Source organism: Pseudomonas sp. 910_21 (assembly GCF_052850735.1).
In genome coordinates this window covers 219,648-233,392 of the sequence record NZ_VXCY01000003.1, presented here as the reverse complement: position 1 = coordinate 233,392, position 13,745 = coordinate 219,648, and the positions used below count along the sequence as shown (strand labels likewise).

At 65.1% G+C, this 13,745-nt stretch carries 16 protein-coding genes; 13 read left to right on the top strand and 3 right to left on the bottom strand.

Translation table 11 applies throughout. From position 1 onward, the window contains the following. Window positions 1-135: 135 nt before the first annotated feature. The 9 genes from mdcA (at window position 136) to madM (ending at window position 7,435) form a co-directional block, all read left to right on the top strand. Window positions 136-1,812 carry a malonate decarboxylase subunit alpha gene (mdcA, locus tag FW796_RS11030; RefSeq protein ID WP_446439362.1) on the top strand — a complete coding sequence of 559 codons (1,677 nt, stop codon included), beginning with the start codon at window positions 136-138 and terminating at the stop codon, window positions 1,810-1,812. After that, window positions 1,812-2,687, top strand: coding sequence for a triphosphoribosyl-dephospho-CoA synthase (locus FW796_RS11025; RefSeq protein ID WP_446439361.1), 876 nt, complete (start codon window positions 1,812-1,814; stop codon window positions 2,685-2,687). The genes mdcA and FW796_RS11025 overlap by 1 nt, the downstream gene beginning before the upstream one ends. Next, entirely contained in the window at window positions 2,687-2,986 is a 300-nt protein-coding gene (locus tag FW796_RS11020; RefSeq protein ID WP_047289704.1) for a malonate decarboxylase subunit delta, read from the top strand. Before FW796_RS11025 ends, FW796_RS11020 begins: the two co-directional genes overlap by 1 nt. Next, window positions 2,979-3,830, top strand: a complete 852-nt coding sequence (locus FW796_RS11015) for a biotin-independent malonate decarboxylase subunit beta (RefSeq protein ID WP_346633223.1) — start codon at window positions 2,979-2,981, stop codon at window positions 3,828-3,830. The genes FW796_RS11020 and FW796_RS11015 overlap by 8 nt, the downstream gene beginning before the upstream one ends. Continuing rightward, window positions 3,827-4,630: a biotin-independent malonate decarboxylase subunit gamma gene (gene mdcE / locus FW796_RS11010; RefSeq protein WP_446439360.1), complete on the top strand. Its 804-nt coding sequence runs from the start codon at window positions 3,827-3,829 to the stop codon at window positions 4,628-4,630. The genes FW796_RS11015 and mdcE overlap by 4 nt, the downstream gene beginning before the upstream one ends. Further along, window positions 4,627-5,253, top strand: a complete 627-nt coding sequence (locus tag FW796_RS11005) for a malonate decarboxylase holo-ACP synthase (protein ID WP_446439359.1) — start codon at window positions 4,627-4,629, stop codon at window positions 5,251-5,253. The genes mdcE and FW796_RS11005 overlap by 4 nt, the downstream gene beginning before the upstream one ends. Further along, window positions 5,250-6,185: a malonate decarboxylase subunit epsilon gene (mdcH, locus tag FW796_RS11000; protein WP_446439358.1), complete on the top strand. Its 936-nt coding sequence runs from the start codon at window positions 5,250-5,252 to the stop codon at window positions 6,183-6,185. Before FW796_RS11005 ends, mdcH begins: the two co-directional genes overlap by 4 nt. Window positions 6,186-6,252: 67 nt before the next feature. Beyond that, window positions 6,253-6,669, top strand: coding sequence for a malonate transporter subunit MadL (gene madL, locus FW796_RS10995; protein ID WP_123726637.1), 417 nt, complete (start codon window positions 6,253-6,255; stop codon window positions 6,667-6,669). A gap of 1 nt (window position 6,670) precedes the next feature. Beyond that, window positions 6,671-7,435, top strand: coding sequence for a malonate transporter subunit MadM (gene madM, locus FW796_RS10990; RefSeq protein ID WP_123726636.1), 765 nt, complete (start codon window positions 6,671-6,673; stop codon window positions 7,433-7,435). 100 nt (window positions 7,436-7,535) lie between these two features. On the opposite strand, the gene FW796_RS10985 is transcribed toward madM, so the two are convergent. Next, window positions 7,536-8,456 carry a LysR family transcriptional regulator gene (locus tag FW796_RS10985; RefSeq protein ID WP_346633218.1) on the bottom strand — a complete coding sequence of 307 codons (921 nt, stop codon included), beginning with the start codon at window positions 8,454-8,456 and terminating at the stop codon, window positions 7,536-7,538. 155 nt (window positions 8,457-8,611) lie between these two features. Here FW796_RS10985 and trhA point away from each other — a divergent pair, with 155 nt between their 5' ends. After that, window positions 8,612-9,229, top strand: a complete 618-nt coding sequence (gene trhA, locus FW796_RS10980; protein WP_346633217.1) for a PAQR family membrane homeostasis protein TrhA — start codon at window positions 8,612-8,614, stop codon at window positions 9,227-9,229. A 91-nt stretch (window positions 9,230-9,320) separates the two neighbouring features. On the opposite strand, the gene FW796_RS10975 is transcribed toward trhA, so the two are convergent. Continuing rightward, window positions 9,321-10,226: a LysR family transcriptional regulator gene (locus FW796_RS10975; RefSeq protein ID WP_346633216.1), complete on the bottom strand. Its 906-nt coding sequence runs from the start codon at window positions 10,224-10,226 to the stop codon at window positions 9,321-9,323. Window positions 10,227-10,332: 106 nt separating this feature from the next. Between FW796_RS10975 and FW796_RS10970 the strand changes: the two genes are divergently transcribed. The 3 genes from FW796_RS10970 to FW796_RS10960 are packed head-to-tail and all read left to right on the top strand — an operon-like array spanning window position 10,333 to window position 12,878. After that, window positions 10,333-11,574: a D-amino acid dehydrogenase gene (locus FW796_RS10970; RefSeq protein ID WP_404937838.1), complete on the top strand. Its 1,242-nt coding sequence runs from the start codon at window positions 10,333-10,335 to the stop codon at window positions 11,572-11,574. A 21-nt stretch (window positions 11,575-11,595) separates the two neighbouring features. Continuing rightward, window positions 11,596-11,946, top strand: coding sequence for a RidA family protein (locus FW796_RS10965; protein ID WP_015637347.1), 351 nt, complete (start codon window positions 11,596-11,598; stop codon window positions 11,944-11,946). Between the two features lie 29 nt (window positions 11,947-11,975). Next, window positions 11,976-12,878, top strand: a complete 903-nt coding sequence (locus FW796_RS10960; RefSeq protein WP_446439357.1) for a transporter substrate-binding domain-containing protein — start codon at window positions 11,976-11,978, stop codon at window positions 12,876-12,878. An 87-nt stretch (window positions 12,879-12,965) separates the two neighbouring features. Here the strand turns inward: FW796_RS10960 and FW796_RS10955 are convergent, their stop codons facing one another. Then, entirely contained in the window at window positions 12,966-13,685 is a 720-nt protein-coding gene (locus FW796_RS10955) for a 16S rRNA (uracil(1498)-N(3))-methyltransferase (RefSeq protein ID WP_346633213.1), read from the bottom strand. Between the last annotated feature and the right edge of the window lie 60 nt (window positions 13,686-13,745).

The following is a 13,745-nucleotide window of genomic DNA, read 5'->3' as shown; positions in this document are numbered from 1 at the left end:
TACCGAGAGCGAGAAACGGCGCCATTGGCGTGGCAATCGTTACGCTCAGCGTAACTATCCAGCGCCGGGCTTGATTGATGCCCCAGGGTTTCACTCCTATGGTGACTGCCACGACAGCGAACCCGTGGAGTGAGCATGACAACAACAATATCCCCCGACGCGCGCTGGTCGCGGCGGCGCAGCGAAAAGCAGCGGCGCCTCGAACAGGTGCGGGCCATCGCCGATGGCGTGGTGTTGCCGAGCGACAAGATTGTCGCTGCCCTGGAAGCCCTGATCCTGCCCGGCGACCGGGTGGTGCTGGAGGGCAATAACCAGAAGCAGGCGGACTTTCTGTCTCGGTCCCTGGCCAAGGCCGACCCGGCCAAGCTGCATGACCTGCACATGATCATGCCCAGCGTCGGTCGTGCCGAGCACCTGGACCTCTTTGAGCGCGGCATCGCCCGCAAGCTGGACTTCTCCTTCGCCGGCACCCAGAGCCTGCGCATCAGCCAGTTGCTGGAGGACGGGCTGCTGGAAGTCGGCGCCATTCATACCTACATCGAACTCTATGCGCGGCTGGTGGTGGATCTGATCCCCAATGTGGTGCTTTCCGCCGGGTTCATGGCCGACCGCGCCGGCAACATCTACACCGGCCCCAGTACCGAGGACACGCCCGCGCTGATCGAGCCGGCGGCCTTCAGCGACGGCATTGTCATCGTCCAGGTCAACCAGTTGGTGGATGACGTCAGCGAACTGCCCCGGGTGGATATTCCCGCGTCCTGGGTGGATTTCGTGGTGGTGGCCGACAAACCGTTCTACATCGAACCGCTGTTCACCCGCGATCCGCGGCATATCAAGCCGGTGCACGTGCTGATGGCGATGATGGCGATCCGCGGCATCTACGAAAAACACAATGTGCAGTCGCTGAACCACGGCATCGGTTTCAACACCGCGGCCATCGAGCTGATCCTGCCCACCTACGGCGAATCCCTGGGGCTCAAGGGCAAGATTTGCCGCAACTGGACCCTCAATCCCCATCCGACCCTGATCCCGGCCATCGAAAGCGGCTGGGTGCAAAGCGTGCATTGCTTCGGCACCGAACTGGGCATGGAGAACTACATCGCTGCGCGCCCGGACGTGTTCTTTACCGGCCGCGACGGTTCCCTGCGTTCCAACCGGATGTTCTGCCAACTGGCCGGGCAATACGCGGTGGACCTGTTTATCGGCGCCACCTTGCAGGTCGATGGTGATGGCCATTCCTCCACTGTCACCCGTGGCCGTCTGGCCGGTTTCGGCGGGGCACCGAACATGGGCCACGACCCGCGCGGGCGGCGTCACGGTACTCCGGCCTGGCTGGACATGCGCGTCGACCAGAGCGATGCACCCCAGGCCATGCTGGAACGAGGCAGGAAACTGGTGGTGCAGATGGTGGAAACCTTCCAGGAAGGCGGCAAACCGACCTTTGTCGAGACCCTGGATGCCGTGGAAGTGGCGCGCAAGAGTGGCATGCCCCTGGCGCCGATCATGATCTACGGCGACGACGTCACCCACCTGCTGACCGAGGAAGGCATCGCCTACCTGTACAAGGCCCGCTCCCTGGAAGAACGCCAAGCGATGATCGCCGCCGTGGCCGGGGTGACCGCCATCGGCTTGCGCCACAACCCCAAAGACACCGCCCGCATGCGCCGTGAAGGGCTGATCGCCTTGCCCGAAGACCTCGGCATCCGTCGTACCGACGCCAGCCGCGAGCTTCTGGCAGCGAAAAGCGTCGCCGATCTGGTGGAGTGGTCGGGTGGCCTGTACAACCCGCCCGCCAAGTTCAGGAGCTGGTAATGCACGCATTCAACCTGCAATCACACACCCTGAGTCTGGCCGAACGCCTGGCGGACCTGGCGGTGGACGCGCTGATCGATGAGGCGGACCTGTCGCCCAAGCCGGCCCTGGTGGACCGTCGCGGCAATGGCGCCCATAGCGACCTGCACCTGGGCTTGATGCACGCTTCGGCCTTGTCACTGTGGCCGGCCTTCAAGGAAATGGCCGAAGCGGCGCTGGAGTTCGGCGAAGTCGGCCTGCCCTTGCGCGAAGCCTTGGGCCGTATTGGCCGCGAAGGCGAGCAGGCCATGCTCGCCACCACGGCGGGGGTGAACACCCATCGCGGAGCGATCTGGGCCCTCGGCCTGCTGGTGGCTGCGGCCGCGCTGGAACCCCGATCCACAGGGGCCGGCAGCGTTGCGCTGCGGGCCGCGCGTCTGGCCCTGCTGGAGGATCGTTATGCACCACGGCCCTTGAGTCATGGCGCCCAGGTGGCGCTGCGCTACGGCGTGCGCGGCGCTCGGGAAGAAGCCCAGCAAGGCTTCCCCGCGGTGCTGCAACGGGGGCTGCCCCAGCTCAAGCACAGTCGTGCCCACGGCCACGGCGAACAGAACGCCCGGCTCGATGCCTTGCTGGCGATCATGAGCCGGCTGGCGGACACCTGCGTGCTGTATCGCGCCGGTGAACAGGGCTTGCAGGCCATGCAACAGGGCGCCCAGGCGGTGCTCGATGCGGGCGGCAGCGCCAGCCTCGCCGGTCGTCGGCGTTTGCATGAGCTGGACCTGCAACTGCTGACCTTGAATGCCTCGCCCGGCGGTGCCGCTGATTTGCTGGCGGCCAGCCTGCTGTTGGACCGGATTGAATCCGCCGACGCCTTTATCCAGGGAGCGCTGTAATGGAAACCTTGTCTTTTGAATTCCCCGCCGGCCAGCCTGGCCGTGGCCGCGCCCTGGTGGGCTGTGTCGGCTCCGGTGACCTGGAAGTGCTGCTGGAGCCGGGCCAGCCCGGCAAGCTGACGATCCAGGTGCAAACCTCGGTCAACGGCAGTGCTTCGCGCTGGCAGCACCTGTTCGAACGCATGTTCGACGGCCAGACGCCACCTGCGCTGCTGATCGACATCCATGATTTCGGCGCCACTCCCGGGGTGGTGCGCCTGCGCCTGGAACAGGGCTTCGAGGAGATCGGCCATGACTGACAGCGCAGGTTTGTTGAGCAAGCACAGCTTCGTCGAACTGGGCGCCCGGCAGCGGGCCCGGGCCTTGCTGGATGCCGGCAGTTTTCGCGAGCTGCTGGACCCGTTCCAGCGGGTCATGTCGCCCTGGTTGGCGCGTCAGGGCGTGGTGCCCCAGGCCGACGACGGCGTGGTAATCGCCAAGGGCAGCATCGCCGGTTTGCCGGTGGTGATAGCCGCCATCGAAGGCGCGTTCCAGGGCGGCAGCCTGGGTGAAGTGGGCGGGGCGAAGATCGCCGGGGCCCTGGAACTGGCCGCCGAGGACAACCGCAACGGCATCCCGACCCGCGCCGTGCTGCTGCTGGAAACCGGTGGCGTGCGCTTGCAGGAAGCCAACCTGGGGCTGGCGGCGATTGCCGATATCCATGCGGCGATCGTCGATTTGCGTCAGTACCAGCCAGTGATCGGTCTGGTGGCCGGTAGCGTCGGCTGTTTTGGCGGCATGTCGATTGCCGCCGGGCTGTGCAGTTATCTCGTGGTCACCCAGGAAGCGCGCCTGGGGCTCAACGGCCCGCAAGTGATCGAACAGGAAGCCGGGCTTGAGGAATACGACTCCCGGGACCGGCCGTTCATCTGGAGCCTGACCGGCGGCGAGCAGCGTTTCGCCAGTGGCCTGGTGGACCGTTACGTGGCCGACGATGTGGCGCAGATCCAGGCTCAGGTCCGCGAGTTGCTGGCCCTTGGCTTGCCCGAGCGGCAACGCAGCCGCGAGGCCGATCTCTACCTGCAACGTCTGGCCCGCCTGGACACGGCACCGCAGATCGATGCGGCGACGGTTCGCGATCTGTATCAAGGAGACCGCTCATGAGTGCTTGTTCCCTGAGGGGCCTGAACTGGCTCCAGGCCTTGAGTGGCAGCGCCGCTCCGGTTGCCGGCCTGCCCCCATCGTTGCGGGTGGCCGACGCCGAACTGGGTGGCCAGCCGGCCCGCTTTATCGCCGTGGTGGCCGACCCGGACAATCGTTTTCCCCGCGCCCGCCAGGGTGAAGTCGGACTGCTGGAAGGCTGGGGCCTGGCCAAGGCCGTGGAGGAGCTGATCAGCACTGACCGCGATCAGCCGCACAAGCGAGCGCTGATCGCCATTGTCGATGTGCCGAGCCAGGCCTATGGCCGTCGTGAAGAGGCCCTGGGCATCCATCAGGCCCTGGCCGCCGCTGCCGACAGCTACGCCCGGGCGCGGCTGGCCGGGCACCCGGTGATTGCCCTACTGGTGGGCAAGGCCATGTCCGGGGCCTTTCTGGCCCACGGTTATCAGGCCAACCGTTTGATCGCCCTGCGCGATCCCGGGGTGATGGTGCATGCCATGGGCAAGGCGTCGGCGGCGCGGGTCACCCTGCGCAGTGTCGAGGAGCTGGAAGCCCTGGCCGCCAGCGTGCCGCCCATGGCCTATGACATCGACAGCTACGCCGGCCTCGGGCTGCTCTGGGAAACCCTCTCGGTCAGGCAGATCGAACAGCCGACGGTGGAGGATCTGACGGTCGTCCAGGAATGCCTGCTGGCGGCGATTGCCGATGTACGGGCCAAGGGGGCCGACCTCGGCAGTCGCCTGGGTGCGGTGAACCGGGCGGCGTCGAGCCGGGTCCGTCAATTGCTGCGGGAACAGTGGTGAACGGGCTCGGTCCTTGGCTGCCCCACGATCTGCTCTGGGGCATGACCCCCGGGCAGCTGGCGGCCGATGCTCCGGACTGGGCCTTTGCGGTATTGGAGGCAGGGCAGCCGGTGGTGGTGCGGCGGGCCCTGGCTGCCCCCGGGTTGATCGCCGTGGGACTGCGGGGCACGTCTCGAGAGCAGCGCTATCCGGCGCTGCTGGCGCTGGAGTCGGTGCAGCGGGGCGTGCGTCCTGAGGATCTGTGCCATGTGCCTTTTTCACAGCCCTGGCCGGCGCTCCGGGCGCTGCAGCAACTGCGCAGCGCACTGGACGCTCTGGGCCTGGCTTGGGGCGTCAGTGGCAGCGCCGGTTTCGAGCTGGCCTCTGGAGTCCAGGCGTTGCATCAACTGAGTGATCTGGATCTGATCCTGCGCACCGACGAGCCTTTTACCCGGCTCCGGGCCTGTGAGTTGCTGGGGCTGCTGGACAGCGTCGGTTGCGCGGTGGACCTGCAATTGCAGGTGCCGGCCGGGGCCCTGGCTTTGCGCGAGTGGGCGGGATCGGCGCAACGCGTGCTGCTCAAGAGTGCCCGGGGCGCCAGGCTGGTGAGCGATCCCTGGTGCGCCCTGGAGTGTGCCGCATGAGTAGCTTGCTGGTGTTTCCCGGCCAGGGCGCGCAGCAGCCGGGGATGCTCCGGCGCTTGCCGCAGACTCCTGAGGTGCTGGCTTGCCTGCAAGAAGCCTGCGAGGTGCTGGGCGAGGATGCTCTGACTCTGGATTGCGCAGAGGCCCTGGCCACTACCCGCGCAGTGCAGTTGTGCCTGCTGATCGCCGGGGTGGCCAGCGCCCGGACCCTGCTGCGCTCGGAAGCCACGGTGAACTATGTAGCGGGCCTGTCCATTGGCGCCTATCCGGCGGCGGTGGTGGCCGGGGCCCTGGAGTTCGCCGACGCCTTGCGGCTGGTGAGCCTGCGGGGCGAACTGATGCAACAGGCTTATCCACAGGGTTATGGCATGACCGCGTTGATCGGCCTCGATCTGGGCGCGGTGGAAGGGCTGCTGGCCCAGGTTCACAGCCCGCAGAGGCCGGTGTACCTGGCCAATATCAATGCCGACAACCAGGTGGTGATCGCCGGCAGCGATGCGGCGATGCACGCCGTGGCCGAATTGGCCCGGGGTTGCGGGGTCGGTGTGGCCAGGCGCCTGGCCGTCAGCGTGCCGTCCCATTGCCCGTTGCTGGAACAACCGGCCCGGACCCTGGCCGCCGCTTTTGCCGCGGTGTCTTTGCAGGTGCCCAGGCTGGGCTACCTGAGTGGCAGTCGGGCGCGGCCGATGCGCTCGGTGGAGCAGCTGCGTGACGACCTGGCCTTCAACATGTGCCGGGTCGTGGATTGGCGCGGCACCGTACAAAGCGCCTACGAGCGCGGGGTGCGCCTGCAGATCGAGCTGCCGCCTGGTGCGGTGCTCACCGGACTGGCACGCCGGGTGTTTGAACAAGGTTCGGTGATCGCCTTCGACGGCGCGCGCCTGGACACCTTGCAGGCGCTGTTGCGTGAGGAGGGAAGCCGCGACCGATAGAGCACCGACTCAGGCTGACGAAGCACAAAAACAACAACTTCGACGATGCACTTTGAGGACAACAACAATGATTATCTACGGTGTGGCCTTGCTGGCGATCTGTACGCTGGCGGGCGTGATTATCGGTGACATGCTCGGCGTGTTGCTGGGAGTGAAGTCCAACGTCGGTGGGGTCGGTATCGCCATGATCCTGCTGATCTGCGCGCGCCTGTGGATGCAAAAGCGCGGCGGCATGACCAAGGATTGTGAGATGGGCGTCGGCTTCTGGGGTGCCATGTACATCCCGGTGGTGGTGGCCATGGCCGCCCAGCAGAACGTGGTCACCGCGTTGCACGGCGGGCCCGTCGCCGTGTTGGCCGCCATAGGTTCGGTGGTGCTCTGCGGTTGCACCATTGCCTTGATCAGCCGGACCCACAAAGGCGAGCCATTGCCGGCCGAGCCGTTGGAGCCGGGCGCTGACGCCGCTCCGGCAGGGGGGCGCTGACATGTGGGATCTGATCGAGAAAGGCCTGGAACACAATGGTCTGGTCACGGCCTTCGCTTTCGTCGGGGTGATCATGTGGATCTCGGTGCTGCTGTCCAAGCGCCTGACATTCGGCCGCATTCACGGCTCGGCGATCGCCATTGTCATCGGCCTGGTGCTGGCCTGGGTCGGCGGCACCGTGACCGGTGGACAGAAGGGCCTGGCGGATCTGGCATTGTTCTCCGGTATCGGCCTGATGGGCGGGGCTATGCTGCGGGACTTTGCCATCGTCGCCACGGCCTTTGAGGTGCAGGCCACCGAGGCTCGCAAGGCTGGGATGATCGGTGCAGTGGCGCTGCTCCTGGGCACGGTGCTGCCGTTCATTGTCGGTGCGAGCATTGCCTGGGCTTTCGGTTACCGTGATGCGGTGAGCATGACCACCATCGGCGCGGGGGCCGTGACCTACATCGTCGGCCCGGTGACTGGCGCGGCCATTGGTGCCAGCTCCGATGTGGTGGCTTTGTCGATTGCCACGGGCCTGATCAAGGCCATCCTGGTGATGGTGGGCACGCCGATGGCGGCGCGCTGGATGGGCCTGGACAATCCACGTTCGGCGATGGTCTTTGGCGGTCTGGCCGGCACGGTCAGCGGGGTGACAGCGGGGCTTGCGGCAACCGACCGGCGGCTGGTGCCTTACGGCGCCTTGACGGCAACCTTCCACACCGGCCTGGGTTGCCTGCTGGGGCCGTCGCTGCTGTTCTTCATCGTCCGCGGCCTGGTGGGATAACCCCCTGTAGGAGCCGGCTTGCCGGCGAACAGGCCCCTGAGACGTGCGCCGCTCTTGCGGACGCCTTCGCTGGCAAGCCAGCTCCTACGGGCGCGCGGTGTCAGGACGGGGCTTGGCGGTTGGCGTACATCCGGCATTCGGCCAGCAGTGCCAGCAGGTTCGGGTCGCGTTCCTTGGCCTTGAGAAACACCACGCCGATATGTTGCTGCAGGCGGTAGCGCGCCTGCAGCGGTATCAGTTTCACGCGGTTCTCGTAGACGGCCGCGATCCTCCCCGGCAGCAAGGCGTAACCCACCCCTGAGCTGACCATGCTCAGCAAGGTGAAGATGTCGTTGACCTGCATCGCTACCTTGGGTTCGAACCCCGCCTGCTTGAACACCCGCACCCCGTCCTGGTGGGTGGCAAAGCCCTGGGTCAGGGTGATGAAGGTGGCATCCCGTACGTCCGCCAGGTCCACTTCGTGCTGCTGGGCGAAGGGCGAATCGGCGGGGGTGGCAAGGAAAATATCGTCGGAAAACAGCGGCAGTTGTTCGCAGTCCGGGTCGTTGACGCTGTCGTCCAGGGAAATCAGGATGGCGTCCACTTCCATGTTCTTGAGCTTGTACAGCAGGTCGATGTTGGAGCCCAGGATCAGGTCGATGTTCAGTTCGCTGCGGCGCAGCTTCAGGCCCATGATCAACTGCGGCACGGTTTTCACCGTCAACGAGTAAAGCGCGCCGAGCTTGAAACGTTCTGCCGAGAAGCCCGCTGCTTCACGGGTCAGGCGCACGCTCTCGACCACGTCCTGGACCAGTTTCTGGGCCCGCTCTTCCAGTACGAAGGCGCTTTCCAGCGGCGTCAGATTGCGCCCCTCGTGCTTGAACAGCGGGCAGCGCAGAGCGCTTTCCAGGGAGTGGATGGCCCGGTGCACGCTGACATTGCTGGTCTGCAACTCGGCGGCGGCGCGGGCCAGATTGCCGGTGCGCATGAAGGCCAGAAACACTTCGAGCTTTTTCAGGGTCAACTCTTCGTCGATGAGCATGGTCCGGACTCTGATGATGAGGGGCTGATGATGCCCGATGAGTCAGGGCGTGGCCGCTGGTTTTTTATTGGCCGCGCCCCAATAGACATATTGCGCTTTCAAGCTGCAGGCCTGAGCCTTGCGTGTTTTTTCAATGTTTCAAGGGTGAGCGACAGATGTATCACGGAGAAAGATTCAACGCCTGGACCCACTTGCTGGGAGCGATCGCCGCATTCGTCGGCGGGATCTGGCTGGTGGTGATGGCCAGTCTCGATGGCGACCCGTGGAAGATCGTCGGTGTGGCGATCTATTCCTTCACCTTGCTGGTGCTCTACAGCGTGTCCACGGTCTACCACAGCGTGCGTGGGCGGGCCAAAGGCATCATGCAGAAGGTCGATCACTTTTCCATCTACCTGCTGATTGCCGGCAGTTACACGCCGTTCTGTCTGGTGACCCTGCGAGGGGTCTGGGGCTGGACCCTGTTCGGGATTGTCTGGGGGCTGGCGCTGATCGGCATCCTCCAGGAGATCAAGCCGCGTTCCGAGGCGCGGATTCTGTCCATCGTGATCTACGCGGTCATGGGCTGGATCGTGCTGGTGGCGGTCAAGCCGCTGCTGGCGGCTTTGGGCCTCGCCGGTTTTGCCTGGCTGGCCTCGGGTGGGGTGCTGTACACCGTGGGCATCATCTTCTTTGCCCTGGATAGCCGACTGCGCCATGCCCACGGGATCTGGCACCTGTTTGTGATCGCCGGCAGCCTGCTGCACTTCATCGCCATCCTGTTCTACGTCCTGTAGGAGCCGGGCGGTTGTAGGGGCCGGCTTGCCGGCGAAGGGGCCTTCGGGATTTGCGCCGGGCTTGTGGGCGCTTTCGCTGGCAAGCCAGCTCCTACAAGGGACGGTCGAGTTGGGCTTGGGCCTGGCGGGAGAATATCTCCAGCAGGCTGGCCAGGGTGTGGGGCGGCGGTTCGGCGGCGCGGGTCACGGCGTACAGGGTGATGGGCAGGGGCGGGCTCAGGGGACGGATGGCGGTGCTGGCCGGTGAAGCGCCCAGGGCGGTGAAGGGGTCGATCAAGGCCAGCCCGGCACCGGACTCCACCATGGCCCGGGCCAGGGAGTAGGTCTGTACGGCAATGCTCACCCGAGGCGGCGGTTCCACGGTCTTGAGGTAGCTGTCGAGCCGGGCCGACAGCGGATCGGTGCTGCTCAGGCCAATCAGCGGTGCATCCGCCAATTCCATCAGGGCCAGTGGCTGGCCCCGGGTTGGCTCAGGCCAGTAGTCCAGCGGTGCCAGGGCCACCAGTACGCCCTGGGCCAGGGCCTGCCCGTTCAAGCCGGGGTGATCCGGCCGCTGCAGGGTCAGGGCCACATCGATTTCCCGCATTAGCAGGTTCTGCACCAGTTCGCGACTATGGGCACTGGACAGTTCGCACAGGCTGTCCGGGTAGCGGCGGGTCCATTCGCTGATGGCCGGTGGCAGCAGCGCCAGGGCCAGGGCCGGGGTGGCGCCGATGCGCAGGCTCAGGCCCGGTGTCCGGCGCAGGTTCTGCGCCAGCCGCCGTACCCCTTGCAGGCTTTCGCTGACCTTGTCCACTTCCCGCTCCAGCTCCAGGGCTTCGGGCGTGGGCTGCAACTTGCCTCGTACCCGCAGGAACAACGGAAAACCCAGTTGCAGTTCGGCGTGCTGCAGGACCTTGCTCACTGCCGGCTGGGAGACGTGCAGCAGCTGCGCGGCGCCGCTGATGGAGCCGGTCTGGCGAATGGCCTGGAAGATTTCGATGTGACGCAGTCGCATGGGCAGTCCATAACCTTTGTTTATGGGTGGTCCATCTTTATTCATTGTTCGGCGCCTGTCACCTGCCCCTAACCTTGCGTCATTCAACAAGCGGTCGGGGACGGTCATGAGTCAGCGGGTTTGCATCATCGGCGGTGGAGTCATTGGCCTGGCCAGCGCCTATGCCCTGGTTCGTCAAGGCCTGGAAGTGACGCTGGTGGAAGCCCAGGACGCCCTCGGCAGCCAGACCAGCTTCGCCAATGGCGGACAGTTGTCCTATCGCTATGTCGCGCCCCTGGCTGATGCCGGTGTGCCTTGGCAGGCACTGGGCTGGATGCTCAAGGGCGACTCGCCGCTCAAGCTGCGCCCGCGCCTGGACCCGGCGCAATGGCGTTGGTTGGCGGGGTTTCTCGGTGCCTGCCGGCACTCGGTGAACCAGCGCAATGGCGCCCACCTGCTGCGTTTGGCATTGCTCAGCCAGAGCACCCTGCAACGCTGGCGCGAAGAGGATGGCCTGCAGGGCTTCGACTGGCGGCGCAACGGCAAGCTGGTGACCTTTCGTGAGCCCGGCAGCTTCGAGCATGCTCGGCACAACCTGGCGGACAGCCGCCAGCAGCAGGTGTTGTCCGCCGCCGAATGTTCCGCGCTGGAGCCGACGTTGGGCGACAGGTCTTTTGTGGGCGGCATCTACACCCCCGACGAGGAAGTGGCCGACTGTCACGCGTTCTGCCAGCAACTGGCGGCGCGGCTGCGGGCTTCCGGGCGTTGCGAGATGCTCCTGGGCCAGCGAGTCCGGGCCATTCATCACCAGGGCGACCGGGTTCAGGCCATCGATCTGGGCGACCGGCACTTACCTGTGGAGCACTTGGTGCTGGCGGCCGGTCACCGCAGCGCCGAGCTGCGCCTGCCCGGGCTCAAGCTGCCGCTGTATCCGCTCAAGGGCTACAGCCTCAGCGTGCCCATCGGCCCGCAGCACCGGGCGCCGGATATCAGCATCACCGACTACAACCGCAAGATCGTCTACGCCAGGATCGGCCAGCAATTGCGGGTGGCGGCCATGGTCGACATCGTCGGCTTCGACCCGTCCCCGGACCCGGCTCGGCTGGCCTTGATGCGGCGTCAGGCCGAGCAGACCTTCGCCGCCGCCGGTGATTATGCGGCAGCCATCGAATGGGCCGGTATGCGTCCCGCCACTCCCAGCGGCGTGCCGCTGATCGGAGCCACCGCCTATCGCAATCTGTGGCTCAACCTTGGCCACGGCGCGCTGGGATTTACCCTGGCCTGCGGCAGTGGCCAGCTGCTTGGCGAACTGATCGGCCAGCGTTCCACCAGCATCGACATGCAGGGCCTGGCGCCCCGCGTCGCCTGAATGTTCAACAGGAGTCTTCAGATGAGTATCCAGCGTATCCACAGCAACAATCGCCTCAGCGGCGCCGTCACCTTTGCCGAACTGGTGTTCCTTTCCGGCCAGGTGCCGGGCTCTAGCAGCGACATCGGCGGTCAGACCCGGGAGGTCCTGGAGAAGATCGACGCCTTGCTGGTCGAAGCCGGCAGTGACAAGGATCATCTGCTCAGCGCAACGCTCTACCTCAAGGACATCCAGGCGGACTTCGCGGCCATGAACGTGGTCTGGTCGGCCTGGCTGTCTCCGGGCCAGGCACCGGCTCGCACTACCTTGCAGGCGGCCCTGGCACGTCCGGAGATCCTCATCGAAATCAGCGTCATCGCTGTTCGCCGCTGAATCACTTCTACCCACAACGGAGAATAACAATGCATAAGATCACGTTGCTCGGCTGCACCCTGGGACTGTTGTTCAGCGCCATTTCCAACGCCAGCGAAGTGCCCCTGGACGGCACCCTGGCCAAGATCGCCAATAGCTCCACCATTACCTTGGGTTATCGCGATGCATCGGTGCCGTTCTCCTATGTCGGCGACAACAGTGGCCAGCCCATGGGGTATTCGGTGGAACTGGCGGGCAAGGTGGTGGAGCGCATCCAGCAACAGTTGCACCTGCCCAAACTCGCAGTGAAGTACAACCTGGTGACCTCCCAGACGCGCATTCCCCTGGTGCAGAACGGCACCGTGGACCTGGAGTGCGGTTCCACCGGCGTGACGGCCGAGCGGCAGAAGCAGGTGGCGTTTTCCTATGGCTTCATCTACGTCAAAGGTCAGTTGCTGACGGCCAAGGACAGCGGAATCAAAAGCTTCGCCGACCTGCGGGGCAAGAACGTGGTGACTACGGCGGGAACCACCAACGAGCGTTTTCTCAAGAGTTACAACGTCGAGCACAAGATCGACATGTTCGTGATCAGCGCCAAGGACCACGGCGAGGCGTTCCAGATGCTGCAGTCGGGGCGTGCGGCGGCGTTCTATATGGATGATGCGCTGCTTTACGGCGAGCGGGCCAAGGCGCGGGACCCACACAACTGGGTCGTGGTGGGGGAGGAGCAGTCGCGGGAGATCTACAGCTGCATGGTGCGCAAGGATGACCCGCAGTTCCTGGCCCTGGTCAACGGCGTCCTGGCGGATCTGTATCGCAGTGGAGAGATCAACGGCATCTATCAGCGCTGGTTCCAGCAGCCGATTCCGCCCAAGGGCCTGAATCTGGAGTTCCCCATGACTGCCGAGCTGAAGGCGATCATTGCCCAGCCCACCAGTGACCCGGTGCAATAACCGGCGAAGGTGACTTTGAGACGTGTACAGGACTGATGGGCGCCTTCGCTGGCAAGCCAGCTCCTACCCAAACCGGCCTTGCTGGGCTCAGAAATCGCCCCACAGTTGCTGGGCCACGGCCAGGGCGACCACGGGGGCGGTTTCGGTGCGCAGCACGCGAGGGCCAAGGCGGGCGGGCAGGAAGCCTGCGCCGTGGGCCTGCTCCACTTCGGCATCGGACAGGCCGCCTTCCGGACCAATCAGGAAGGCCAGGGTCTGCGGTTTGGCATGGCTTTCCAGGGGTTGGGCCACCGGATGCAGGACCAGTTTCAGGTCCGCCTGAGTCTGCTTGACCCAGTCCGCCAGCAATACCGGTGGATGAATCAGCGGAACGCGGGAACGACCGCATTGCTCACAGGCGCTGATGGCCACCTGGCGCCAATGCAGCAGGCGTTTGTCTGCGCGTTCGTCCTTGAGCCGTACTTCACAACGCTCACTGAAGATCGGGGTGATTTCACTGACCCCAAGCTCGGTGGCTTTCTGGATCGCCCAGTCCATGCGCTCGCCCCGGGACAGGCCCTGGCCCAGGTGAATCTGCAGTGGTGATTCGTCCTGGCCGGCAAAGCTTTCATCCAGCTGGACCCGTACCCGCTTCTTGCCCACTTCCACCAGCGTGCCGCGAAACTCCATGCCCGAGCCGTCGAACACCTGTAGCGCATCACCTTCGGCCATGCGCAGCACGCGTCCGATGTAATGGGCCTGGGCTTCCGGCAGTTCATGTTCGCCGAGGCTCAAGGGGGCATCGATAAAGAAGCGGGACAATCTCATCTGGTTTCTCTGTTGAATGTGAATCGGTAAACAGCATTCTATGGCGAGGGAGCTTGCTCC

Bases quoted from the DNA above. Each gene is read 5' to 3' on its own strand.
- mdcA (WP_446439362.1), top strand. From the start codon at position 136: ATGACAACAACAATATCCCCCGACGCGCGCTGGTCGCGGCGGCGCAGC.
- FW796_RS11025 (WP_446439361.1), top strand. From the start codon at position 1,812: ATGCACGCATTCAACCTGCAATCACACACCCTGAGTCTGGCCGAACGC.
- FW796_RS11020 (WP_047289704.1), top strand. From the start codon at position 2,687: ATGGAAACCTTGTCTTTTGAATTCCCCGCCGGCCAGCCTGGCCGTGGC.
- FW796_RS11015 (WP_346633223.1), top strand. From the start codon at position 2,979: ATGACTGACAGCGCAGGTTTGTTGAGCAAGCACAGCTTCGTCGAACTG.
- mdcE (WP_446439360.1), top strand. From the start codon at position 3,827: ATGAGTGCTTGTTCCCTGAGGGGCCTGAACTGGCTCCAGGCCTTGAGT.
- mdcH (WP_446439358.1), top strand. From the start codon at position 5,250: ATGAGTAGCTTGCTGGTGTTTCCCGGCCAGGGCGCGCAGCAGCCGGGG.
- madL (WP_123726637.1), top strand. From the start codon at position 6,253: ATGATTATCTACGGTGTGGCCTTGCTGGCGATCTGTACGCTGGCGGGC.
- madM (WP_123726636.1), top strand. From the start codon at position 6,671: ATGTGGGATCTGATCGAGAAAGGCCTGGAACACAATGGTCTGGTCACG.
- FW796_RS10985 (WP_346633218.1), bottom strand. From the start codon at position 8,456: ATGCTCATCGACGAAGAGTTGACCCTGAAAAAGCTCGAAGTGTTTCTG.
- trhA (WP_346633217.1), top strand. From the start codon at position 8,612: ATGTATCACGGAGAAAGATTCAACGCCTGGACCCACTTGCTGGGAGCG.
- FW796_RS10975 (WP_346633216.1), bottom strand. From the start codon at position 10,226: ATGCGACTGCGTCACATCGAAATCTTCCAGGCCATTCGCCAGACCGGC.
- FW796_RS10970 (WP_404937838.1), top strand. From the start codon at position 10,333: ATGAGTCAGCGGGTTTGCATCATCGGCGGTGGAGTCATTGGCCTGGCC.
- FW796_RS10965 (WP_015637347.1), top strand. From the start codon at position 11,596: ATGAGTATCCAGCGTATCCACAGCAACAATCGCCTCAGCGGCGCCGTC.
- FW796_RS10960 (WP_446439357.1), top strand. From the start codon at position 11,976: ATGCATAAGATCACGTTGCTCGGCTGCACCCTGGGACTGTTGTTCAGC.
- FW796_RS10955 (WP_346633213.1), bottom strand. From the start codon at position 13,685: ATGAGATTGTCCCGCTTCTTTATCGATGCCCCCTTGAGCCTCGGCGAA.